The 23,272-nt window shown below is 43.2% G+C and carries 22 protein-coding genes and 1 tRNA gene; 13 read left to right on the top strand and 10 right to left on the bottom strand.

Annotated features, from left to right (window positions below; genetic code table 11):
- Positions 1-10: 10 nt before the first annotated feature.
- Entirely contained in the window at positions 11-1,177 is a 1,167-nt protein-coding gene (gene galK / locus N7U62_RS22250; RefSeq protein ID WP_264140324.1) for a galactokinase, read from the bottom strand.
- 9 nt (positions 1,178-1,186) lie between these two features.
- Positions 1,187-2,212, bottom strand: a complete 1,026-nt coding sequence (gene galE, locus N7U62_RS22245; protein WP_264140323.1) for a UDP-glucose 4-epimerase GalE — start codon at positions 2,210-2,212, stop codon at positions 1,187-1,189.
- An 86-nt stretch (positions 2,213-2,298) separates the two neighbouring features.
- Between galE and N7U62_RS22240 the strand changes: the two genes are divergently transcribed.
- Together N7U62_RS22240 and N7U62_RS22235 are read left to right on the top strand one after the other, a co-directional pair.
- The gene (locus N7U62_RS22240; RefSeq protein ID WP_264140322.1) at positions 2,299-3,030 is read left to right on the top strand and encodes an NUDIX hydrolase; all 732 of its coding nucleotides are present in this window, start codon (positions 2,299-2,301) and stop codon (positions 3,028-3,030) included.
- Between the two features lie 178 nt (positions 3,031-3,208).
- The gene (locus tag N7U62_RS22235) at positions 3,209-4,006 is read left to right on the top strand and encodes a hypothetical protein (RefSeq protein ID WP_264140321.1); all 798 of its coding nucleotides are present in this window, start codon (positions 3,209-3,211) and stop codon (positions 4,004-4,006) included.
- Positions 4,007-4,060: 54 nt separating this feature from the next.
- Here the strand turns inward: N7U62_RS22235 and N7U62_RS22230 are convergent, their stop codons facing one another.
- Genes N7U62_RS22230 through aspS form a run of 4 tightly spaced genes read right to left on the bottom strand, consistent with a single transcriptional unit; the run spans position 4,061 to position 7,729 of the window.
- A complete protein-coding gene (locus N7U62_RS22230) occupies positions 4,061-4,459 on the bottom strand; it encodes a DUF2721 domain-containing protein (RefSeq protein WP_264140320.1) in 399 nt (132 codons plus the stop codon).
- A gap of 6 nt (positions 4,460-4,465) precedes the next feature.
- Positions 4,466-4,822 carry a response regulator gene (locus tag N7U62_RS22225; RefSeq protein WP_264140319.1) on the bottom strand — a complete coding sequence of 119 codons (357 nt, stop codon included), beginning with the start codon at positions 4,820-4,822 and terminating at the stop codon, positions 4,466-4,468.
- Between the two features lie 52 nt (positions 4,823-4,874).
- Complete coding sequence (locus tag N7U62_RS22220) at positions 4,875-5,972, bottom strand: BamA/TamA family outer membrane protein (RefSeq protein ID WP_264140318.1); 1,098 nt, start codon at positions 5,970-5,972, stop codon at positions 4,875-4,877.
- A 2-nt stretch (positions 5,973-5,974) separates the two neighbouring features.
- Positions 5,975-7,729 (bottom strand): aspartate--tRNA ligase, encoded by a 1,755-nt coding sequence (gene aspS / locus N7U62_RS22215; RefSeq protein WP_264140317.1) that lies wholly within the window; start codon positions 7,727-7,729, stop codon positions 5,975-5,977.
- A 161-nt stretch (positions 7,730-7,890) separates the two neighbouring features.
- Between aspS and N7U62_RS22210 the strand changes: the two genes are divergently transcribed.
- The 10 genes from N7U62_RS22210 to rseP all read left to right on the top strand — a co-directional run bounded on the left by N7U62_RS22210 (position 7,891) and on the right by rseP (position 17,526).
- A complete protein-coding gene (locus N7U62_RS22210; protein ID WP_264140316.1) occupies positions 7,891-8,445 on the top strand; it encodes a DUF1795 domain-containing protein in 555 nt (184 codons plus the stop codon).
- Positions 8,442-8,891, top strand: coding sequence for a nucleoside deaminase (locus N7U62_RS22205; protein ID WP_264140315.1), 450 nt, complete (start codon positions 8,442-8,444; stop codon positions 8,889-8,891). Before N7U62_RS22210 ends, N7U62_RS22205 begins: the two co-directional genes overlap by 4 nt.
- A 154-nt stretch (positions 8,892-9,045) precedes the next feature.
- The gene (locus N7U62_RS22200; RefSeq protein WP_264140314.1) at positions 9,046-9,648 is read left to right on the top strand and encodes a superoxide dismutase; all 603 of its coding nucleotides are present in this window, start codon (positions 9,046-9,048) and stop codon (positions 9,646-9,648) included.
- Between the two features lie 204 nt (positions 9,649-9,852).
- A complete protein-coding gene (gene egtB, locus N7U62_RS22195; RefSeq protein ID WP_264140313.1) occupies positions 9,853-11,088 on the top strand; it encodes an ergothioneine biosynthesis protein EgtB in 1,236 nt (411 codons plus the stop codon).
- Positions 11,081-12,046, top strand: coding sequence for an L-histidine N(alpha)-methyltransferase (egtD, locus tag N7U62_RS22190; protein ID WP_264140312.1), 966 nt, complete (start codon positions 11,081-11,083; stop codon positions 12,044-12,046). Before egtB ends, egtD begins: the two co-directional genes overlap by 8 nt.
- A gap of 56 nt (positions 12,047-12,102) precedes the next feature.
- Positions 12,103-12,186 (top strand) — tRNA-Leu (locus N7U62_RS22185).
- A 199-nt stretch (positions 12,187-12,385) separates the two neighbouring features.
- Positions 12,386-13,432, top strand: coding sequence for a M42 family metallopeptidase (locus tag N7U62_RS22180; RefSeq protein ID WP_264140311.1), 1,047 nt, complete (start codon positions 12,386-12,388; stop codon positions 13,430-13,432).
- A gap of 106 nt (positions 13,433-13,538) precedes the next feature.
- Positions 13,539-15,041 carry a GH3 auxin-responsive promoter family protein gene (locus tag N7U62_RS22175; protein ID WP_264140310.1) on the top strand — a complete coding sequence of 501 codons (1,503 nt, stop codon included), beginning with the start codon at positions 13,539-13,541 and terminating at the stop codon, positions 15,039-15,041.
- Complete coding sequence (locus tag N7U62_RS22170; RefSeq protein WP_404818042.1) at positions 15,041-16,216, top strand: 1-deoxy-D-xylulose-5-phosphate reductoisomerase; 1,176 nt, start codon at positions 15,041-15,043, stop codon at positions 16,214-16,216. The genes N7U62_RS22175 and N7U62_RS22170 overlap by 1 nt, the downstream gene beginning before the upstream one ends.
- Positions 16,204-17,526 (top strand): RIP metalloprotease RseP, encoded by a 1,323-nt coding sequence (rseP, locus tag N7U62_RS22165; protein ID WP_264140308.1) that lies wholly within the window; start codon positions 16,204-16,206, stop codon positions 17,524-17,526. The genes N7U62_RS22170 and rseP overlap by 13 nt, the downstream gene beginning before the upstream one ends.
- Before the next feature lie 56 nt (positions 17,527-17,582).
- Here the strand turns inward: rseP and N7U62_RS22160 are convergent, their stop codons facing one another.
- From N7U62_RS22160 to N7U62_RS22145, 4 genes are all read right to left on the bottom strand, one after another.
- Positions 17,583-17,963: a hypothetical protein gene (locus N7U62_RS22160; protein ID WP_264140307.1), complete on the bottom strand. Its 381-nt coding sequence runs from the start codon at positions 17,961-17,963 to the stop codon at positions 17,583-17,585.
- 71 nt (positions 17,964-18,034) lie between these two features.
- Entirely contained in the window at positions 18,035-19,411 is a 1,377-nt protein-coding gene (gene hutF / locus N7U62_RS22155; protein WP_264140306.1) for a formimidoylglutamate deiminase, read from the bottom strand.
- The gene (gene argE / locus N7U62_RS22150) at positions 19,411-20,562 is read right to left on the bottom strand and encodes an acetylornithine deacetylase (RefSeq protein WP_264140305.1); all 1,152 of its coding nucleotides are present in this window, start codon (positions 20,560-20,562) and stop codon (positions 19,411-19,413) included. Before argE ends, hutF begins: the two co-directional genes overlap by 1 nt.
- Positions 20,563-20,690: 128 nt before the next feature.
- On the bottom strand, positions 20,691-21,587 hold the full coding sequence (locus N7U62_RS22145) for a LysR family transcriptional regulator (protein ID WP_264140304.1): 897 nt from the start codon (positions 21,585-21,587) through the stop codon (positions 20,691-20,693).
- A gap of 74 nt (positions 21,588-21,661) precedes the next feature.
- On the opposite strand from N7U62_RS22145, the gene hutH reads away from it, so the two are divergent.
- The gene (gene hutH, locus N7U62_RS22140) at positions 21,662-23,209 is read left to right on the top strand and encodes a histidine ammonia-lyase (RefSeq protein WP_264140303.1); all 1,548 of its coding nucleotides are present in this window, start codon (positions 21,662-21,664) and stop codon (positions 23,207-23,209) included.
- The last annotated feature ends 63 nt before the right edge of the window (positions 23,210-23,272 follow it).

Here is a 23,272-nt window from a genome sequence, read left to right as displayed (position 1 = left end):
GTAATTAGTTTTAAAGTTTAGTGGCTCCATCGCCAGGGGCGACAAGATAATATTTTAGATCCACATCGGTCAACGCTTTATACTTTTCGACTACTACTTCAATCGTTTTTTCTACTTCACTTGACTTTATCAGGTTGATGGTACAGCCTCCAAAGCCTCCGCCCATCATTCTGGCTCCAATTATATTTTCATTCTCTTGAGCTATGTCATAAAGGATATCCAGCTCTTTACAACTCACCTCATACTTCTTGCTGAGTCCCTCATGAGTGGCAAACATCAACTCTCCCAACTCATGAATGTCTCCATGTCTTAAAGCCTCAGCAGCCTTCAAGGTTCTTATGTATTCTTCGATCACATAGGCACATCGATCGTAGACCTTTGCATCTAGTTCGTCTTTCACCTGATTCAATTGCTCGAGATTGGCATCTCTCAAAGAATGAATTCCTGAAAAATGCGTTTGCAATGCTGCCACTCCCCTCTCGCACTGTTCCCGACGTACATTGTACTCCGAACTAGCCAAATTGTGTTTCACAGCTGTATCGAACAATACCAACTGATACTCTCCCAATTCGCAAGGGATGTATTGGTGTTCGAGTGAGCGACAATCCAAAAGCACGGCGTGATTGGCTCTACCAAGGCAACTGGCATACTGATCCATGATCCCACATTTGACCCCAGCAAAATTATGCTCAGCCTGCTGGCCCATGAGTGCCACATCGATCAATGACACCTCATGACCAAACAACTGACTCAATGCGTACCCAAAAGAACATTCCAAAGCCGCTGAAGAGGAAAGTCCTGCCCCCAATGGCACATCACTGGTAAAAACCATATGAAAGCCTTCCAGTTTCAATCCCTTTTTGTTGTATTGATCAATTACTCCCAGAAAATAATTGACCCAGCCTTGTTCCACAGGTGCTAGAGTGTCATGGATAGAAAATTCATAGCTCTCATCGATATCAAGCGCGATCAATTTGCACTGATCACTGCCACTCTTAGCGATAGACACATATGCTCCCTTGTCGATAGCAGCAGGCATCACAAAACCTTCGTTGTAATCTGTATGCTCTCCGATCAAATTGATCCGGCCTGGTGATTTCACCACAATTGGCTCTTCGCTAAAAAACTCTTTGTAACTAGCCAACAAGGCCTCTTTTTTTTCAATAGTCGCTTCCATTACCCCTACTTAATTTTGTTCTAACTTTTGCTGCCACTGCCATGCCGATGACATCATATCATCAAGACTCAGTTGAGCTTCCCAGCCCAATTCGCTTTTAGCGTAGCTATTATCAGCATATATCTTTTCAATATCACCAGCTCTACGATCGGCGATTTTATAATTCACTTTCACTCCATTCACCTTCTCGAAAGATTGAATGATTTCTAAAACGGAATAACCTGAGCCTGAACCCAGATTGAAAAATTCATAAGATTCTTTTTGCGTGCCATTCAATTGTCTCTCCACAGCTATCACATGAGCCTTAGCCAGATCTACTACATGGATATAGTCTCTTACTGCAGTACCATCGGGTGTATCATAGTCATCACCAAACACACTTAACACCTCTCTTTCACCAGTTGCGACTTGCATCAGATAAGGCATTAGATTGTTAGGCACTCCTTTGGGTCTCTCTCCTATCAATGAAGAACTGTGCGCTCCGATAGGATTGAAGTAACGCAAAGCGATGGCTTGAATTCCCTCATAAGCCCTGGCACTATCCCTGAGTATGTCCTCCCCTACTTTTTTGGTATTCCCATAGGGGGATTCTGCAGGTTTAATAGGTGTCTGCTCAGTAACTGGCAGCACATCTGGCTGACCATATACAGTACAAGAGGATGAAAACACGATGTTAGACACACCGTGTTTTTTCATTCCTGCAATCAAACTTACCATACCTAGAAGATTGTTGTGATAGTACAAGAGTGGGTTCTCAGCAGACTCCCCCACCGACTTAGAAGCAGCAAAATGAACAACCGCATCGAAACTTCCTTCAGCAATCAATGCTTCAACTGCCTGTTCATTTTTCAAATCTAACTCGGTGAACATCGGTCGGCTCCCCACGATCTGCTCTATCCGATCTAATACGTTCTCCTCGGCATTCGACAAATCATCAACGATATGAACTTCATACCCAGCCTCCATCAACTCCACCACTGTGTGAGAACCGATATAGCCTAAACCTCCTGTTACTAAAATCTTCTTTTTTGACATGGGTTACTAAACTTTAACTATTAAACGTAAATTTAACGTTTTTAATTTAAACGTACAATAAACGTTTAAATTATTATCTTTGACTTATGAGTGAAAATTCAGAAAATAAAGTTGCCCAGCACAATGAAACTTACAAAGACGGAAAGCCCATCCTTGTGGCAGTGGACAATGTAATCTTTGGATTTGATCCTGAAGAAGAAAAGCTAAAGGTACTGTTGTTTCAAAGACAAGTTGAACCCCAAGCTGGTAACTGGTCACTCATCGGTAGTTTTGTAGGACCAGACGAATCTGCTGAATTCGCCGCTCAGCGTATCTTGACCAAGTTCACCGGACTTAAAGATGTCTACCTGGAACATTTTCAATCTTATTCGGAAGTAGAACGAGATCCTGGAGCTAGAGTAATTTCCCTGGGCTATTACAGTCTGATTCGAATTGATGAGCAGAAAGATGAGCTGGTCAAATCTTTTAATGCCAAATGGTTTAATGTCGATGAAATACCCGATTTGGTCATCGATCACAATCAAATGGTAGAAGATGCACTTCACATCCTACAAGACGACTCCAGAAGAAAACCCATTGGCTTCAATCTATTGCCTGAAAAATTCACCATTCCGAAGTTGTTGAAACTGTATCAAGAAATACTACAAGTAGAACTTGATGACCGCAACTTCAGAAAGAAAATTCTATCTGCGGGCTATCTGGACCGACTGGATATTAAGGACAAATCCAGTTCAAAAAAAGGAGCTTACTTTTATCAATTCAATGTAGAAAAATATTTCGAACTCATCCAAAACGGCTACAACTTACTATTGCCATAATTCTTCCAGACTAAGAATTCAACAATATACACTCGTATTTACCAGCCCCATCCAAAAATACTCTCATCTAAAGAAAGAAAACCAAATATTATTCTGAATTAACGCCCTGATAGTGATAGAAATAGTTTTCAATTCGTTAACTTATAGAAAATTATTTTTTACCTAACCAATTAAGATTATGAATTACTTTAAATTATCCCTACTTGGGCTAGTAGGGCTCGTACTATTCTTTCCTGCCCAATCACAATTGATCACCATCTCCACTGCACACTGGTCTGCTGATACTACAGGATCTATTGAAGGGTGGTATGAGGTAGAAACTGAGATTCACGAAAAGACGGTCGTGCCCAATGAAAAAATCACAGGTGCATGGACACTTTATCACTATTACACAGATGACAATTCAGAAATCCTATTTGTGAACATGTACGAAGACTGGAATGCCATAGATGAAGCAGGAAAAATAGGTGGTGAGCTAGCAGAAAAAGCCTGGAAGAAAGAAGAGGATCGTCAAGCATTGGGCAAAAAGCGAAGCAAGTACTATTCGACCATGCACTCAGATGAAATCTATTCTGCATTACCCAACGCTAAACCATTGGCTCAGAAGCCAGATAGCGGCTTGATCGTGTACATGCAAAAATTCAGGATAGCACGAACTCCTGAAGGCGGCTCGACGGATGAAATCATGAAGCTTTCGGAAGAGTTTGACAAAAACGTAATTCACAAGAATGATATGATTTTGGGCTACTATCCCATGCGTCACTTCTATGGTGCAGACAGCCGAGACTTAATCAAAGTCTACATTTTGAAATCCTTGGCAGATGTTGAAAAAATGGCAGACAAGAATAGAGAGCTAGTCATGGCGTATTGGCCTGATGAAGAAAAAAGAAAGGCCTTCTTTAAAAAGTATAATGCATATACTGAATCCTGGCATGGGGATGCCATCTATTCGATGGAGGCAAAATTGTATAAGTAGATTGTCACAATTTTAATGAAAAACCTGAGCTGGTGACTCAGGTTTTTTTATGCCTTAAAGCTTATCCTCCATATCACTCAACTCGATATTGAGTGCCTTAGTAGAGATTTGAATTTCGATAAGGGAAAACACCAAAGAAAGTAGAAGTGCTACGAGCGCCGCACCAAAGAGGTAGTTGGCCACCTCATAACTTTTTTGAAAAAGGGCAATCATGCAAGTCACAGTCAGCAGAAAACTCAACACACCTAGTGCCTGCATTCTTCTAATCATCCCCAAGCGAGTTCTTAGGTTTTTGATCTGCTCAACTACGGGTTGATAATTTTGATCCTGATGATGGCGATTGTGCAAATCTCGGATAAGGGAAGCTAAACCTAAAAAACGATTGGTATAAGCCAGCAACAAAAGTGTAATGGCTGGAAATAATAAGGCCGGTGTAGATATATCTAGCTGCAAAAGGAATTATCCTTCTATGATAGAAATGAGTTCTTCAGCATCCCAGGGCTTGCCCATGCTACCGTCTAACCCGAATTGCTTGATTGCTTCACGAATGATTTCATCATTGACATACTCGGAAATCACGATTGTCTTCATTTCAGGATATTCATCTCTTACGATCTGAAGCATTTCTACTCCAGTCATACCAGGCATTCTGTGGTCACAGACGATGATGTCAAACTTTTCATTTTTCAGAAGTTCTAGCCCTTCTTCTGCACTACCTGCAGTCGTCACTTGGTATCTTCTCTTGAATGCTATTCTAAACACATTGAGGTTGGCCACCTCATCGTCGACATACAGTAATTTTTTTTTCTCCGCCATAAATTAACGTCTTTTTCCTGCTGGTTGACCGCAAAAATAAATAAATCAAATTTCAAAAGGCCTCTCGCACAGACAAATAAAAGGCAGATTGCCCATTGTCTGTAAAACCGACATCCAATCTAATGTTAAGTTTTCGATCTCGGATCGCCTGAAATCGTCCACCCAAACCATATACGAATCTAGTGTTTTTAGCATCAAAATCAGAAAAGCTGTTGAATACCTGCCCCATACCTGCGAACAAAACACCCCCAAGTCGCCAAAATAGCTCCTGTCTACCCTCTACCTGAAAATACATACTTTGTCTATCGGTGTACAATCTATTGTGCTCAATGCCGCGCAAGCGCTTTTCCCCTCCCATCATATTCAACTTGTAAAAGGGTACTTCATCACCCGAGATCATGTCTGTCCTGAATTGATAGGCAACTACATTTTTTGGACCTAGAAACTCGAAGTAATGGCGAAAATCCAGGGAGTATTTCATATGATTATATTCCCCGCCTAAAACCTGACCAAAATACGCGACAGAAGCATTGATCAACTGGCCCATTGTCGGGTAGATCGTACTATTTCTAGAGTCATAGGTGAATGCTGGACCTATCCCCATGTTCCAACCCCCGTTCGTCCCCGAAGGATTTTGTAGCTCAAGCAACCCTCCTGCTTCTGGTTCTATAGAGTTGTATTGCAGATCGTAGGTCAAGCCATAGAAAATGTTCGAGCTGTAAGGCTTCATTAATTTGCCCTCAAACTGGACAAAGCGATTACCATATCGCTCGAATACGTCAGGATCATTCTCATTGCCTATACCATAATAAGAATCAGGAAACTTGAACACACGCGCCTCTAGCCCCAGGTTCAATCCATTCTTGAAATAGAAATCAAATTCGGACTTGATCTGAATTTGCTTGTTGGTGGTGAATATAATGTAGGGAGTGATAGACGTGGGTCTGTGATATTCAGATTTTTCCGTCCCTTCCTTATCCAAAACAAAAAATGCGATCGCACCCAGATTGAGTTTACTCTCAGGAGAGTAACCCAGCACCGGATACACCGCATAGTTTTTTTTCTTTTTGGAAAGAAGGCTATCTGCTTCCTGTCCCTTGATCTCGAAAGACAGAAGGGCAATTATTACTAAAAGCAGATAGCACCTCACGCTTATTCGTTTGGCAATACATCTAATCCCAATTCTTCCAATTGATCTTTCGAGATCGGAGAAGGAGATTCAATCATTACGTCTCTTGCAGATGTGTTTTTAGGGAATGCGATAAAGTCGCGAATAGAATCTGATCCACCAAACATAGAACACAATCTATCGAAACCAAATGCAATACCGCCATGAGGAGGGGCACCATATTCGAATGCTTCCATCAAGAAGCCAAACTGCGCTTTGGCTTCCTCATCGCTGAACCCAAGATGCTTGAACATCAATGCCTGTGTTTCCTGATCGTGAATCCTGATCGATCCACCGCCAATCTCTACACCATTGATTACCAGGTCATATGCATTGGCTTTTACTGATCCTGGATCCGTGTCCAAAAGTGGGATTTGCTCCTCCTTAGGAGAAGTAAATGGGTGGTGCATCGCATGATAGCGCTGAGTCTCCTCGTCCCACTCCAGCAATGGAAAATCCAATACCCATAGCGGCTTGAAGTTCATTGGGTCTTTCAACTCCAACAAATCACCCATATGCAGCCTCAGTTCATTCATTTGCTTACGAGTAGCATTCTTATCACCAGACAGCACCAGGATCAAATCTCCTGGTTTAGCACCCGCCTTATCTGCCCATTCTTTCAGGTCTTCCTGAGAGTAAAATTTATCTACAGAGGATTTGAAGGTTCCGTCCTCATTACATTTTACATGTACCAATCCTTTGGCTCCTATCTGTGGTCGCTTCACGAAATCAGTCAAAGCATCTAATTGCTTTCTAGTCCAATCCGCACATCCTTCTGCACAGATTCCTACCACCAATTCAGCCTGATCGAAAACATTGAACCCTTTATTTTGAGCCACATCATTCAATTCGACGAACTGCATCCCGAAACGTACATCCGGCTTATCCGAACCGTACAATCTCATCGCATCGTCATACTGCATGTGCACAAACTCGCCAACCTCAACATTCAGGGCCTCTTTGAACAAGAATCTTGTCAAGCCTTCGAAGGTCTCAAGAATATCCTTCTGCGTCACAAAAGACATCTCACAGTCTATCTGAGTAAACTCCGGCTGTCTATCCGCTCTCAAATCTTCGTCTCTGAAACACTTCACGATCTGGAAATAACGATCAAATCCAGACACCATCAAAAGCTGTTTGAAAGTCTGTGGCGACTGAGGAAGGGCATAAAATTCGCCCTTATTCACTCGAGAAGGCACGACAAAGTCACGCGCTCCTTCTGGAGTGGACTTGATCAACACCGGTGTTTCCACTTCCATGAAGCTGGAATCAGAAAGGTACTTTCTAGTCGCCTGCAACATCTTGTGACGAAGCATCAACTTATCTCTCACCTCTCCTCTTCTCAGATCAAGGTATCGATACTTCATACGAAGATCTTCTCCTCCATCCGTATCATTATCAATAATGAATGGAGGTACCTTAGAGCGATTCAGTATTTCCAGATCAGAAACCTTAATTTCTATATCTCCAGTCGGGATCTTATCATTTTTCGCGTAGCGCTCCACTACTTCACCCGTAGCTTTCAGCACAAATTCGCGGCCTATTCCTTTCAGATTCTCCAATACTTTGGCATCCGTCTCCCCTTCATCAAAGATGAGTTGAGTCACGCCATATCTATCTCTGAGGTCTATCCAGACCATCCCTCCTTTGTCTCTTACTTTTTGTACCCAGCCGCACAATGTCACCTGGTTGCCGGCATTTTCGGCTCTTAATTCTCCACACGTGTGAGTTCTAAGCATGCTTCTTTTTCTTTGTCAGTAAAAATCGAGGCGCAAATTTAATCATTCACAGGTATTGGGCTTCATGGCCTACTACTTTAATTTTGGATTTTTACAGCTCAAGTCCTTTAGATTTAAGAGCTTTGGGATTAGAAAATCATGACATTTTTAAATCAGCACTCATGCAAGTACTATTCATTGCGACTCAGCTAATATTCGCTTCCTTTTTTCAAAATTTGACAGATACGCAGGTCACTGAAAACATCACCATGCCTATCCCTTCAGGTTTTCGTCCGATGACTGATGATGAAATCGTAAGCAAATATTTCACCACCAAGAAGCCTTTGGTGTTGTACACCGACGAATCACTACAGGTGGACCTGGGAGTCAATCAATCCGTGACGCAATGGGCTGAAAAGGATGTAGAGATCATGGCCAGCTTTCAGAAAAGCAATATTTATAATCTCTACGACGATGTGCAAGTCATCTCAGAGGGGATTAAGGAAGTCAATGGCAAGCAAGCCGCTTACATGGAATTCGTATCTACTATAAAGCCTGACGAAAACTCCTTCAGAGACGATGGTAGCATTGTCAAATACACCTACATTCAATACATCATAGTAGGACGACATGCATTGGTGTTTAATTTTACCTGTCCAGCAGCATACAAAAATGAGTGGCAAGAAACTGCCAAAAAAATCATGGACGGTGTATCCATTAAAGGCAAAATCAAATGATCCCTGGACTACATAGCGATGAGGCGTATATGAAAGAGGCCCTTAAGCAGGCTCAATATGCCTTTGAGGAAGGAGAGGTTCCTGTCGGAGCAGTGATCGTTTGCGAAAACAAAATCATCGCCCGAGCATACAATCAATCCGAAAGGCTGAATGACGTGACCGCTCATGCGGAAATGCTCGCCATCACTTCTGCTGCCAATTATCTTGGTGCCAAGTACCTGGCCAAATGTAGGTTGTATGTGACCCTGGAACCCTGCGTGATGTGCGCTGGGGCTACCTATTGGTCGCAACTCGATGAAGTGATTTTCGGCGCATATGACGAAAAAAGGGGTTTCTCTCAAGTGAGTGAAAAAATACTCCATCCCAAAGCCGAATGGAAAGGCGGAATTCTAGAGGCCGAATGTGGCCAACTAGTCAAAGACTTTTTCGCAAAACTAAGAAAGTAATTTCCTAACGAGAATTGAATCTTGTAGTGGCTCACTTCGTTGTATTGATTGAGACTATGAGGCGATCGAATAGAATGATGTTTTTTTCTTTCATTCTGTTGAATAACCTCTACTTTTACGATAAATAATTTTTGAACATAAAAACGAAACAATCATGGCTTTTGAATTACCATCATTACCATACGCACATGATGCATTGGAACCACATATCGATAAGGCAACTATGGAAATCCACCATGGTAAGCACCACAATGCATACGTAACGAAAGTAAACGATGCAATTGCAGGTACTGACATGGACTCTTTGTCTATCGAAGATTTGATCAAAAACCACAGCGACAATGCTGCTGTAAGAAACAATGGAGGTGGACACTTTAACCACACACTTTTTTGGTCGATCATGAGCCCAAATGGTGGCGGTAACCCTACAGGTGATGTAGCAGCAGCTATCGACGAGGCTTTCGGCTCTTACGATGCTTTCAAAGAAAAATTCGCTGCAGCTGCGGCCACTAGATTTGGTTCTGGTTGGGCTTGGTTGTGTGTAGTGGATGGCAAATTAGAAGTTTGCTCTTCTGCGAATCAGGACAACCCAATCATGCCAGGCGTAGGATGTGGTGGAACACCTATCTTGGGTCTAGATGTATGGGAGCACGCGTACTACTTGAACTACCAAAACAGAAGACCTGACTACATCTCTGCATTCTTCAATGTGATCAACTGGGATGAAGTCAACAAAAGATTTGCAGCTGCGAAATAATTTCGAAGTTGAACATAATAATTTCAAAACCTCTTTAGTTCTTACTGAAGAGGTTTTTTTATGCTTTGACGAAAAATACCAAATGCTATCGGAACCGATCCTTCCATTTTGGCGTTAGAATTGGGTAAATTGTAGAAACCCCAAATTTCACTGACTATCCAAGCTTTAAAACCTCAAAAAACAGAAGATAATTGTCTCGCAGTTTTGCGAGACAAATACATCAAAGTTCGCGCTCAGTCTGAAAAGCTGTGCCATCCGCTAAAGGCAGAAGACTACGTGGTACAGCCTATCGTAGATGTCAGCCCCCCCAAATGGCACTTGGGCCACACCACCTGGTTCTTCGAAAAAATGCTTTTAGAACCGTATCAAAAGGACTATCAGATTTACCATCCTGAATACAATTATGTATTCAATAGCTACTATGAAACAGTCGGAAAGAGAGTCCTGAGAACCAACAGAGGTAACCTGAGCCGCCCTACGGTCGACGAAGTATATGAGTATCGATCCTATATCGACGAGCAAATGGCAGTCTTCTTTACCACCAGAGCATCGCTCAGTCCAGAGGAGAAAAAAATCATCGAAATCGGCCTGCAGCACGAACAACAACATCAAGAGCTCCTTCTATACGATATCAAATACATCCTCGGCACCAATCCCCTTTTCCCATCCTATCTGGCTTCAACACCTTCTCTATCGACACCAACTCAAGCCTTAGATTTCCTTCCCATCAAAGAAGGGATTTACACGATTGGACATCAGGGAAATGACTTTTGCTTTGACAATGAATTGGGTCTACATCAGGTTTTTCTACATGACTATCAGATAGCCAACCGCCTCGTCACCAATGCAGAATATTTAGAATTCATAGAAGATGGAGGCTACCAAAATTTCCGTTTTTGGTATTCCGAAGCATGGGATTGGGTACAAAAGGAAAACAAAACTGCCCCCTTTCATTGGCATCAAATCGACGGTCAGTGGCACCAATACACCCTCCACGGATTGAAACCCATCGACCCAAATGAACCCGTAAGTCATGTCAGTCAATTTGAAGCAGCGGCTTTTGCCCAATGGAAAGACATGAGACTCCCTACTGAATTTGAATGGGAAGTGGCCTGCCGAAATTATCAACCCACGATACCTGATGCAGCCAATTTCGTCGAATCAGAAAACTACAAGCCGATGACAAAAAGCTCCGACAACTATCAGTTTTATGGAGACTTGTGGGAATGGACACAATCAGCCTACCACCCCTATCCCTATTACAAAACTGCTGAGGGAGCCCTTGGCGAATACAATGGAAAATTCATGATCAACCAAATGGTCTTGAGAGGCGGATCCTATGCCACTCCTAAAGATCACATCAGAGCTACTTACCGCAATTTTTTTCACCCTCACCTGAACTGGCTTTTTTCAGGTATCAGACTTGCAAAGCATGATTGACAGCATAGAAACAAAAATTGATTCTACATTTCTCGTAGATGTATTGGAAGGCTTGCGTTCCAACCCAAAAAGACTTTCCTCCAAATATTTTTATAATGAGGTGGGTGATCAACTTTTTCAAAAGATCATGAAGTTGGAGGAGTATTACCTTACTAATGCTGAGCATGAAATATTCCAATCCCGGAAAGAAGAAATTCTCAAGGCTTTTAGCCCCAATGGAGAAGCTTTCAATTTGGTAGAATTCGGAGCAGGCGATGGTTACAAAACCAAAGTACTATTAAAGCATTTCATAACTGAGAAGGCAGATTTTGAATACATGCCGATTGACATATCTGCTCATGCACTGGAGGGACTGGAGGAAAATTTAAAGTTGGAAATACCCGAACTAAAAATCTCACCGCTGCAAGGAGATTATTTTCAGGTTCTGGACGAATTGAGTCATTCGAGTAGCAAAAGAAATATCATTCTATTTCTTGGATCCAATATTGGTAATTTCACAACCAATCAAGCCATTAATTTTTTATCCCAAATTAGAAAAGACATCAATCCAAATGACCTTTTGTTCATAGGGATAGATCTCAAAAAAGATCCTGACACCATTTTAGCAGCATACAATGACAAAGAGGGTGTAACGGCAGAATTCAATTTAAACCTTCTCCGGAGGATCAATTGTGAACTAGATGCAGATTTTGATGTTTCCAAATTTCGCCACTACCCTCATTACAATGCGGATACAGGAGAGTGCAAAAGTTCTCTGATTAGCCTTGTAGATCAGGAAGTAACCATTGCCGGAGAACGCATTCATTTGAAACAATGGGAATCCATCCAAACCGAAATATCCAAAAAATATGACCTCCAGGAAATTGAATTTCTAGCCAAAAAATGTGGTTTTGTGGTGGATCAGCACCTCGAAGATGACAGAGGCTATTTCGTAGATTCGATATGGCGAGCAGTTTAATTTCAGAATGTGATGGAAAATTCATCATTAATTCTATTTTTGCAATCCCAATTCAAGCGCACGTGGTGAAACTGGTAGACACGCCATCTTGAGGGGGTGGTGGGCTTATGCCCGTGGAAGTTCGAATCTTCTCGTGCGCACAATTTTTTCAATAAAAATATGCACAAGGTTTAGGTTGCATTACGCCCGTGTAAAACAACCGTTGCTCCGATCGAGCTCTTTTTGTGCGCTCAATTTTTCTCTTATTAATGCATTCCTATTTCCCTTTTAGCATTTCCCAGGAAATAATGTGGGTTGATAGCCGACCATATAGAATGCTTCCATTTTATTTGTATCACTATGACATTTAATACGACACTACTCAAGCAAGTTTGTGAAATCGCAGGTGCGCCTGGTTTCGAATCCAGAATCAGAAATCTGATCATTGAAGAGATCAAAGACCATGTAGATTCCTACTCAATAGACAACATGGGCAACATCATTGCCATCAAGAAAGGGGAAACCGATAAAAAAGTGATGGTAGCTGCGCACATGGACGAAATTGGATTCATCGTGAGTCACATCGATGACAATGGTTTTGTTCGTTTTCAACCATTGGGTGGGTTTGACCCAAAGACTCTGACCGCACAACGTGTGATCATTCATGGCAAAGAAGACATTGTAGGTGTAATGGGAAGCAAGCCCATCCATGTCATGAGCCCGGAGGAGCGTCAAAAAGTGGCTAAACTGGAAGATTATTTTATCGATCTGGGCATGAGCAAAGAGGAAGTAGAGAAAGTCGTAGCAGTAGGTGACTCTATCACACGCGAAAGAGAATTGATCGAAATGGGAGACTGTGTCAATTGCAAGTCTATTGACAACCGCGTATCGGTCTTTATTCTGATCGAAACATTGAAAAAAATCAAGTCTCCTTCAGCGGATCTTTATGCTGTCTTTTCCGTGCAGGAAGAAGTCGGGTTGAGAGGGGCCAATGTAGCTGCACACAGCATCAACCCTGATTTTGGGATTGCGCTGGACACTACGATAGCCTACGACCTACCAGGCGCTCAACCACACGAGCATGTCACCAAGCTGGGTGGCGGGACAGCCATCAAAATATTAGATGCTATGACCATCTGTGACCAGCGCATGGTTCGTTTCTTGAGAGAAACTGCCGACGAAAAGAATATCAAATGGCAAAATGAAATCCTGGTTGCTGGCGGTACCGACACAGCAGGGATTCAGCAAAGAGGAAAAAATGGAGCCATTGCTGGTGCCATTTCCATCCCTACTAGACACTTGCATCAGGTAATAGAAATGGCGCACAAAGATGACATCACTGGCTCTACAGATCTATTAGTTGCAGCGCTAGAAAAAGTAGCCGATCACGATTGGAGCTGGTCTTAAGTTGAAAGTATAAAGTTCAAAGTTTGAAAGTTAGTTATCGAGTCTAGCTTTCTTTACGAAGGTTTTATATTGCGGCATAATCTAAGAGATCAAAAAATATCAAGTCATGGGATTTAGATCGATACTGAGTAAGCCTTTTGCCAAATACATCGTAGGCCAACAAAAAAAGTGGTCAATGGATGCTGTCAATACTCAGAATAAAATCCTTAAGTCTATAGTAGAAAAGGCCAGGCACACCCAATTCGGAGAGGATCATGGGTTTGATCAAATAAGTAACTATGAGGACTTCAAAAAAGCAGTACCGATCGTTGATTACGAAGGGCTGAAATACTACATAGAAAAAATCAAGCAAGGTGAAAAGGACGTGCTTTGGCCTGGGCTGCCGGCCTATTTTGCTAAAACTTCAGGCACTACGTCAGGCACCAAGTATATTCCAATCACCAAAGACTCGATCCCCAACCATATCAACAGTGCCAGAAACGCCCTGCTCACCTATGTGCACAATTCTGGCAAGAGCATATTCTTGGACAAGAAGTTAATCTTTCTTTCGGGCAGCCCCATATTGACACAGACCTCTGGCATCCACACTGGTCGACTTTCCGGTATCGTCAACCATCACGTGCCGGGCTATCTCCGCTCCAACCAAATGCCCAGCTACGAGACCAACTGCATGGAAGACTGGGAGGCAAAAGTGGACCAGATCGTAGAAGAAACTTTAAACGAAGACATGAGTTTGATCTCAGGCATTCCGCCATGGGTTCAGATGTACTTCGATCGGATCACAGAAAAGACAGGCAAAGCCATCAAAGACGTTTTCCCAAACTTCTCACTGTTTGTATATGGCGGGGTAAATTTCGAACCCTATAAAGCCAAGCTCTTTGATAGCATAGGCAAAAAGATTGATTCGGTAGAAACCTACCCAGCATCAGAGGGCTTCATCGCCTATCAGGATACATTGGATGAAAAAGGATTGCTCCTACTTATTGACTCTGGCATTTTCTTCGAGTTTGTTCCTGCTGATGAATATTTCAATGAGAACCCTACCAGATTGAGCATTGGTGAAGTTGAGTTGGGAGTGAACTATGCACTCATTATCAACAGCAATGCTGGCCTATGGGGCTACTCGATTGGTGATACGATTCAATTCGTATCCAAAGACCCCTACCGTATTTTAGTCACAGGGCGTATCAAGCATTTCATCTCTGCATTTGGAGAACATGTAATTGGTCAGGAAGTGGAAAAAGCCATGAACCATGCCGTTTCTCTTCACCCAGAGACAGAGTTGATAGAATTTACCGTAGCACCGCAAGTCACACCAGAAAGCGGTCTTCCAAGACACCAATGGCTGATAGAATTCAATCAACTACCTCAAGACATGGAGGCTTTTAGAAGCGTACTAGATCAAAAGCTAACAGAACTAAACAGCTACTACGACGACCTGATCACCGGCAACATACTCGAAAAACTAGAAATCGTCCCATTGAAGAAAAATGCCTTCATCGATTACATGAAATCTCAAGGCAAATTGGGAGGACAAAACAAAGTACCGAGGCTTTCGAATGATCGAAAAATTGCGGATGATTTGATAAAATTAAGATTGACTCAATAATACAACAGACCTTGAAAAAAACGATCTCAATACTTGGCTCCACTGGCTCCATTGGCACGCAGGCACTGGAGGTGATAGAAGCCAATCCTGACAATTTTGAACTGGAAGCCATTTCGGCCTACAACAATGCGGACCTACTGATATCACAAGCACTCAAATTCAAGCCCAACGTAGTAGTCATTGGCAATGAAGACAAATACGATCAGGTTTTTGATGCACTGGACAGCCATGACATCAAAGTATTTGCCGGGGAAGGCGGGCTTTGCCATATTGCTGAACTGGAAGCAGTAGATATTGTGCTTACAGCCTTGGTGGGGTATGCTGGTCTAAAACCAACTATCCATGCGGTAAAAGCTGGTAAAACCATTGCCCTAGCCAACAAAGAAACGCTGGTGGTAGCGGGCGAATTAATCACCCAATTAGCCCTAGAACATAAATCCGCCATCCTTCCAGTAGACTCAGAGCATTCAGCCATTTTTCAATGTCTGACTGGAGAAATTGGCAATCCGATTGAAAAAATCATCCTTACTGCCTCTGGAGGACCTTTCCGAGGTAAGGATAGAGCGTTTCTATCCACTGTAAAAAAGGAAGCCGCACTCAAGCACCCCAATTGGGACATGGGAGCCAAAATCACGATTGATTCTGCCTCGCTTATGAACAAGGGCCTGGAAGTAATTGAAGCGAAATGGTTGTTTGGGTTGACTCCCGAACAAATAGACGTAGTGGTTCACCCTCAGTCTATTATCCATAGCATGGTGCAATTCGAAGATGGATCGATCAAGGCGCAGATGGGACTGCCCGATATGAAACTCCCAATTCAATACGCCATGACTTTTCCTGACCGAATTAAAAGTACTTTTCCTAGGTTCAATTTTACAGAATACCCATCTTTGACATTCGAAAAACCGGACATGGATACTTTTAGGAATCTGGCGCTGTCTTTCGAAGCATTGAAAAAGGGCGGAAACCAACCCTGCGTCCTTAATGCAGCGAATGAAATCGCTGTATCGGAATTTTTGAAAGATCGTATAGGATTTATAGAAATGTCTGATTTGGTTGCCTCATGCATGCAAGAGGTAAGTTTTGTAGCCAAACCTAGTTTGGAAGACTACATAGAAACCGATCAGGAAACAAGAAGATTAGCTTTAGAAAAAATAACTGAATGGAAGGATTAATCATGGCAGCCCAACTGATGTTGGGACTTTCGATATTAGTGGGATTGCACGAACTGGGGCATTTGCTTGCAGCAAAGGCTTTCGGTATGAGAGTGGAAAAATATTCGATCGGCTTCCCTCCAAAAATCTTTGGATTCCAATTTGGAGAAACAGAATACTCATTTGGAGCTATTCCTTTGGGTGGATTTGTAAAGATCTCTGGAATGATCGACGAATCTCTGGACACAGAAACCATGTCTGCCGAACCTCAACCATGGGAATTTAGATCCAAGCCAGCTTGGCAAAGATTGATCGTAATGATGGGCGGTATCATTGTGAATGTGATCACTGGTATCGTGATTTTCATCTTTATGAATTATAGCCAGGGAGAATCTTACCTGACCAAGGAAGCGCTAAACCAGCACGGTATTGTTGCTTATCCTTTAGGCGAAGAAGTTGGATTCAAAACAGGTGATAAAGTCCTGGAGGTAAATGGAAGCGATTACAATCGTTTCTCTGACCTGATCAACAACGATGTGATTCTTAAGGAGAATTCAACTTTCAAAATTCAAAGAGAAGATTCCATTTTTACTTTGACCCTTCCAACTGGTTTTCTGGACAAGTATGCTGATAAAAAGAAGTATGACGGCAAGTTCATCGGTTTCCGCAAACCATTCGAGGTAAGACAAGTGATGGCAGGAAGTGCTGCCGCAGATGGAGGGCTGGAAGAAGGAGACCAATTCCTAACAGTCAATGACAAACCAGCAAAGTACTTTGAAGAGTTTCAAGCACTGTTAAAAGAAAACAAAGAAAAGAAAATAGCAGCCGTGGTTAAAGGCGCCAATGGTAGCGAAAGAACCTTGGCCTTGAATGTGACGGAAGACGGGACATTGGGCTTCTATCCTGAGTATAGACTTGACTTTGCTCATGATGAATATACTTTCGGAGAGTCAGTTGAAAAAGGAACGACTGAAGCTTTCAACGTGGTTTGGGTCAACATCAAAGCCTTCGGTAAAATATTCCGAGGCGAAGTATCAGCTTCTAAATCCCTGAGCGGCCCTATTGGTATCGCGCAGATGTTCGGCGGTACCTGGAACTGGAGCAAATTCTGGGGATTAACCGGTCTACTATCCATGGTACTCGCATTCATGAACTTCTTGCCAATTCCTGCATTGGACGGAGGGCATGTAGTGTTCTTGACTTATGAAATGATTTCAGGGCAAAAGCCATCAGACAAGTTCCTTGAAGGCGCTCAGAAGGTAGGAATGGTTTTGCTACTAGGCCTAATGGGCTTTGCTATCTTCAATGATGTCTTCAAGGCATTTTTCTAAAAAAAGGAAAGCACAAAAGAATTTGATAAGGGAAGCTGATAGCTTCCCTTTTTTGTTTATTCATACACCAATATAGCTTCCCCTTCTTCACAAACCACTCCTGTTGGTTGGGCTGGAACCGAACAGTCACTTCCAATTCCATTGGCTTCATTGTAAGCTGACTGTGCCGCAGTATATTTAGCTACCAAATCCAGAAAGACTTCCGTATCTATAGTCGTAGGATAAGCTATATAACCTACAGGTCCTCCACAGGCTTTGGACCCATAGCCTGTGTAAGCCCAGTCTGCAGGGTCAGTACAATCTACACTAGAAGCTATCGTCTGAATCTCATCCATCATTTCATTCAAATCCTTCAATTGCTCTTCCTGGATTGTCTCTTCTTCACAGGCTGACATAAACAGAAATATCAATGATAATACTAATACAACCTTTTGCATGCTCTTCTATTTTGGTATACCCTTAAGACACGAAGAAACAACCTTTAGTTGGACAAATCTTGAATCTTGAATTAATTTCTAACTCCCACTTCCTCCATCGCCTCAATAAACTCTCGAGTAATTTCAGCTTGCTGCAAATGTCTTCCTGCTTGTACTTTCCATTCTCCATCAACCATCGTACCCATCACGTTAGAAACATCTGTGCTATAAACCATCGTATTGCAGAGATGCTTAGCAGCTGATGCAGCAATCAAAGGGGCTTGCGCATCCATCACCACACAGTCCAAGGATTCCCCAACCCCAAAGAAATGATTCTGACTTGCTCCCATCGCTGCTCGCCCAGCCTTCCAGGCCATCTGGATCGCATTGAAACCACTGTCTCCACTGGTCTCGCTCACATAGGTTTCTCTACTGTGCGAACGAGTACGCTGACCATAATCTAATATCCTCAATTCCTCTAAAGGATTTAACCCTACATGGCTATCTGTGCCGATGCTCCATCGACCACCTTGCTTTTTGAAATCATCAAAGGAGAACAAACCATCTCCCAAATTGCCTTCTGTAGATGGACAAATCACTACATGTGCTCCGCTCTGAGCTATGCCCTCCACCTCGGCATCAGACAGATGTGTCGCATGCACCAGGTGATAATTTTTATTTACTGGGCAGTTATTCAATAGCCATTCCACCGGTCGCTGGCCATGATAATCCAGGCAGGCTTCTACTTCTTTTAATTGCTCAGAGATATGAATATGAAAAGGGAGCGTTGGATCCATCGATTGACCATATTGGATCACATCATGTTCAGCCACTGCACGCAGCGAATGAATCCCACTGCCCAAGCTCGCATGATCATATTGAGCCACCATAGCTCTTGTGCTTTCAAGCAAGGCTTGATAATCATCTATTGTTTTTGATAAAAAGCGCCTCTGCCCTTCGCCCGCTTCCTGACCAAAACCTCCTTTCTGATAAAACATCGGGACCAGAGTGATTCTAATTCCCGCCTTCTGCGCAGCGACTACTAATCGCTCTCCCATTTCACAGGGATTGTCATAAGACTTGCCGTTCTGATCGTGATGCAGATAGTGAAACTCTGCAACCGAAGTGTAGCCATGTCGCAGCATCTCAGCATAAAGCATGGTGGCAATCGCCTCCAGCTGATCTGGCGAAATACTAAGAGCCACTTTATACATGGAATTTCTCCAGGACCAGAAGTCATCGTTTCGTTGAGCTGGATCGTGCATCTCTGCCAGACCCGCCATCGCATACTGAAAAGCATGCGAATGTGCATTCTGAAAGCCAGGCAAGGCAAAACCATCAACATACTCTCCTTCTGATGAGTTGGATTCTATGGATCGTATTTTCCCTTTTTCATCCAGGGAAACTAATGCATCTTCCAGCCATCCTTCCTCTGTCAATAAGCCTTTGAATCGATACTGCCTTCCCATCAGCTATTCTCTTGGATTAATTTTCGCATCATGTCCATGCACTTGTCCAACTGCTCCACTGCCACAAATTCATTAGCGCGGTGGCCCTGATCCATCGAGCCTGGCCCACAAATGATAGATTGAAAACCGCCATCCGCATATTGCCCTGCCTCCGCAGCATAAGCCACGGTATGCAACTCATGATTACCCGTCAGGCGTTTCACTAAATCTACTACATCGGAATCAGCTGCTGTATCCAATGGTAACACCAATGGGTGATCTACAATTACGTCAATCTTGAAATCTGGAAACACCTTTCTTCTCTCCTCTTCTCTGGCCATACAATGCGCTCTGAATTCGCCTATAATTTCTTCAACATCATCTCCAGGAATCACACGCACATCCCAAAAGAATCGTACATCATCTGCTATGATATTGGGAGCGATACCGCCATGAATCTTCCCCACGTGGAGTGAGGAGTGGGGTGGATTGAATCGATCGTCCAAATGTCCCTTGGCGATTAAATCATTCATTTTATCTTCTAACCAAACCACCAAGCGTGCCGCCTCATGAATGGCACTTACTTCTTGCTTGATTCTGCTGCTATGACCAGCTGATCCATTGACGCGGGTTTCCATTACACAGATTCCTTTCTGACCCACGATCGGTTCCATAGAAGAAGGCTCCCCAATGATCGCATACTTTGGCTTTTCAGAATAGTACGCATTGATAGCCGCCACCAAATCCGGCCCGGCCAGACATCCAATTTCCTCATCATAGGAAAAGGCAAAGTAGATCGGAGTTTTCAAATCCGCCTTTACCATCTCCGGTAGCATAGCCAGACAGCAGGCCACAAAGCCTTTCATGTCACATGAACCACGCGCATATAAGCGATCGTCTCCCTTGCCGACCAATTCGAATGGATTGGTGTGCCAATCTTGTCCTTCTGTAGGCACCACATCCGTGTGTCCAGAAAGAATTGTGCCTCCATCTACAGCTGGGCCGATTCGGCAGTGAAGAGAAGATTTTGTACCTTCTTCGTTAGGAACCATGTGCGTTTCTACGCCATGGGACTCGATGTATTCCTTGATCCAGTGGATGATTTCGAGATTACTCATTCCTCCCAGTACAGGGAAAGAAACCAGTTTGGCTAAAATTTCTTTTACGTTCATATTCATGGGTTACTATTCAAAATTAGTTGTCATTTCGACGTAAGGAGAAATCCATTTGCGAAATGTATTTTATTACATGTTTAGTTCTCTCCTGCCGTCGAGATGACATAACATTCGAGTATATTCAATTATTTACCATGCTCTTCTAGCAGATATTTTGTGATCAAATCATGCAATACTGGGTTTCTATTTTCAAGACTCCAAATGGCATATAATGTCGTCTTGAAAGGCAGTTGGTTCAGTCGGATGAATTTCACTTTTGGGTTCTCCTGCATGAGCGATTCAGGCAAAATTGATACGCCTAGATGATGCTCCACCAATTTGTAGATGGTGCCTGCATGCACCGTGTTATGAGAAACAATTGGCTCGAATCCACTATAATAAAACAGCTCCATCATTTTATCATAATATGAAGGACTATAGGACTGCTCGAAAAGGATAAAATGTTCCATTTTGAATTGGGAAAGGCTCCGAAAAGAATCCTGATCCAAAGGATGGTCAACCGGCAAGACCAGCACAAATGACTCCTCCAGTACGGGGTGCATCTTCAGTCCAGCAGGTGCTCGCTCCAGACGAACAAATCCCAAATCAATTTTCTGAGAAAGAAGTGCATCCGCTTGTTTGAGGTTATCCATTTCTTGCAGATTGAATTGCACCTCGGCATTCTTATCGGAAAAGCGGGTAAGCAGATCAGGAATAATCTGTTGCATAGCCGAACCGACATAGCCTAAATTGATACTTCCCATCACTCCTTTCTCAATTAAACGTGCATGATCAATCGCGCCATCCACATTTCGAAGGATCAATTCGAACTCCTCTTGCAGGTAAGCACCTGCTGCCGTCAACTTCACCTTTTTACTGTCTCGAACGAAAAGCTGCACACCGATCTTCTCCTCCATCTGGTGAATCTGTCGACTCAAGCCAGGCTGAGACACATAGAGTTTCTCTGCGGCCTTTCTGAAGTGCAGATTCCTGGCTACCTCTAGAAAGTATCTGATATGTCTTAATTCGATCTGATAACTCATAAGCATCAACTGATAAACTAATTGATCTTGTTGGTTATCAAAGCTAAATCTAATTTTGGAAAAAAGAAAAGCATATGTTCCAGTACGGCATAGACCACCTGACAGTATCGAAAGCACTAGCCATCGCCAAAGGCGAATTGGAGGCCGCTTTGACGCCTACCTGCAAAGAAAAGGTAGAGCTGTCCTACCAATATGTGTTGGCTATCGCGCAAGACGAACCCGCGGTTTATGGCATAAATACGGGTTTCGGACCACTCTGTGACACCAAAATCAACAAGGAAGAAACCACCAAGCTGCAGAGAAATATACTATTGAGCCATAGTGTGGGAGTAGGTGATGCAATCGATCCTGAACTATCCAAGCTGATGCTGATTTTTAAGGTTCACGCCCTGGCACAGGGACACTCCGGGATATCTTTAGAGATATTGGAGCGACTGATCTGGCACATTGATCAGGATGTAATTCCTGTAGTACCAGAGCAGGGTTCTGTTGGAGCATCCGGTGATTTGGCTCCTCTTTCGCATTTGGTATTGCCGCTGATTGGGGAGGGTGAAGTTTTCCATCAGGGCAAGAGAATCAAAACCGTTGAGCTATTCAGTTCTACAGGGATGCAAAGCGTGGAACTGCACGCCAAGGCAGGTTTGGCCTTGATCAATGGCACGCAATTCATCCTCGCACATGCTACTCGACTGGTGGACGAGTTGTATGCAGGGTTGGCACATGCAGACATCATGGGCGCGTTGATGATCGAAGGTTTATTAGGATCGAAAGCTCCTTTCGATGACAGACTGCATGACCTCCGCCCTTATCCGGGTAACATTCACGTGGCAAATAGAATTTGGAAGTTCCTTGAGGGTTCAGAAATTTTGGATTCGCATAAAAACTGCGACAATGTGCAGGACCCTTACTCTTTGCGCTGCATGCCGCAGGTACACGGTAGCTCGCGTACGGCTTGGCTACACTTGAAAGAAGCCGTAGAAGTCGAACTGAATGCCGTGACTGACAACCCCGTCATTTTCTCCAAAGAAGACAGCATCAGCGGGGGCAACTTCCACGGACAGCCGCTGGCACTGCCGATTGATTACGCTTGTCTGGCTGCTTCGGAATTAGGAAACATATCGGATCGTCGCTCTTATCTCTCTTTGGAAGGAAAAAGAGATCGCACGCCCAAACTGCTGATGACAGAGACGGGAACCAATTCTGGTTTTATGATCGTGCAGTACACTACCGCTGCACTGGCCAGCGAAAACAAAGGACTTTGCTTCCCATCTAGTGCGGACAGCATTCCTACCTCTCTCGGACAGGAGGACCATGTGAGCATGGGCTCAATTGGAGCTCGAAAGGCCCTGAGAGTTTGCGAGAATCTGACGAAAATACTAGCTGGTGAATTGCTCTGCGCAGCGCAGGCTTTTGATTTCAAAAAACCTTTACGATCCAGTGCAGTATTGAATCATGTGCATGACCACATTCGTACGGTCATCTCACATGCTAAGGAAGATCGCATTTTCTCCGACGATCTCAACAAGGCCATTGAGTTGTTGAAAAGTCGTGAGCTGATCCAGATCACCAAGGATCATTTGGAAAGCTTCAGCAGCTACGACGAATTATTTGAGCAGTATTAGTTAATGGTTAATTGAAAAAAAGTAAATAGAGTCCTCCTAGATTTTTGCCGCTACGGCGGACCG

The sequence above is a fragment of the Reichenbachiella ulvae genome, assembly GCF_025833875.1.
In the GTDB taxonomy this organism is placed as follows: domain Bacteria; phylum Bacteroidota; class Bacteroidia; order Cytophagales; family Cyclobacteriaceae; genus Reichenbachiella; species Reichenbachiella ulvae.
This window is presented reverse-complemented; position numbering and strand designations above follow the sequence as displayed.

Excerpts from the sequence above, each read along its gene's own strand:
- galK (WP_264140324.1), bottom strand. The coding sequence starts at position 1,177 with ATGGAAGCGACTATTGAAAAAAAAGAGGCCTTGTTGGCTAGTTACAAA.
- galE (WP_264140323.1), bottom strand. The coding sequence starts at position 2,212 with ATGTCAAAAAAGAAGATTTTAGTAACAGGAGGTTTAGGCTATATCGGT.
- N7U62_RS22240 (WP_264140322.1), top strand. The coding sequence starts at position 2,299 with ATGAGTGAAAATTCAGAAAATAAAGTTGCCCAGCACAATGAAACTTAC.
- N7U62_RS22235 (WP_264140321.1), top strand. The coding sequence starts at position 3,209 with ATGAATTACTTTAAATTATCCCTACTTGGGCTAGTAGGGCTCGTACTA.
- N7U62_RS22225 (WP_264140319.1), bottom strand. The coding sequence starts at position 4,822 with ATGGCGGAGAAAAAAAAATTACTGTATGTCGACGATGAGGTGGCCAAC.
- aspS (WP_264140317.1), bottom strand. The coding sequence starts at position 7,729 with ATGCTTAGAACTCACACGTGTGGAGAATTAAGAGCCGAAAATGCCGGC.
- N7U62_RS22210 (WP_264140316.1), top strand. The coding sequence starts at position 7,891 with ATGCAAGTACTATTCATTGCGACTCAGCTAATATTCGCTTCCTTTTTT.
- N7U62_RS22205 (WP_264140315.1), top strand. The coding sequence starts at position 8,442 with ATGATCCCTGGACTACATAGCGATGAGGCGTATATGAAAGAGGCCCTT.
- N7U62_RS22200 (WP_264140314.1), top strand. The coding sequence starts at position 9,046 with ATGGCTTTTGAATTACCATCATTACCATACGCACATGATGCATTGGAA.
- egtD (WP_264140312.1), top strand. The coding sequence starts at position 11,081 with ATGATTGACAGCATAGAAACAAAAATTGATTCTACATTTCTCGTAGAT.
- N7U62_RS22180 (WP_264140311.1), top strand. The coding sequence starts at position 12,386 with ATGACATTTAATACGACACTACTCAAGCAAGTTTGTGAAATCGCAGGT.
- N7U62_RS22175 (WP_264140310.1), top strand. The coding sequence starts at position 13,539 with ATGGGATTTAGATCGATACTGAGTAAGCCTTTTGCCAAATACATCGTA.
- rseP (WP_264140308.1), top strand. The coding sequence starts at position 16,204 with ATGGAAGGATTAATCATGGCAGCCCAACTGATGTTGGGACTTTCGATA.
- N7U62_RS22160 (WP_264140307.1), bottom strand. The coding sequence starts at position 17,963 with ATGCAAAAGGTTGTATTAGTATTATCATTGATATTTCTGTTTATGTCA.
- hutF (WP_264140306.1), bottom strand. The coding sequence starts at position 19,411 with ATGGGAAGGCAGTATCGATTCAAAGGCTTATTGACAGAGGAAGGATGG.
- argE (WP_264140305.1), bottom strand. The coding sequence starts at position 20,562 with ATGAACGTAAAAGAAATTTTAGCCAAACTGGTTTCTTTCCCTGTACTG.
- N7U62_RS22145 (WP_264140304.1), bottom strand. The coding sequence starts at position 21,587 with ATGAGTTATCAGATCGAATTAAGACATATCAGATACTTTCTAGAGGTA.
- hutH (WP_264140303.1), top strand. The coding sequence starts at position 21,662 with ATGTTCCAGTACGGCATAGACCACCTGACAGTATCGAAAGCACTAGCC.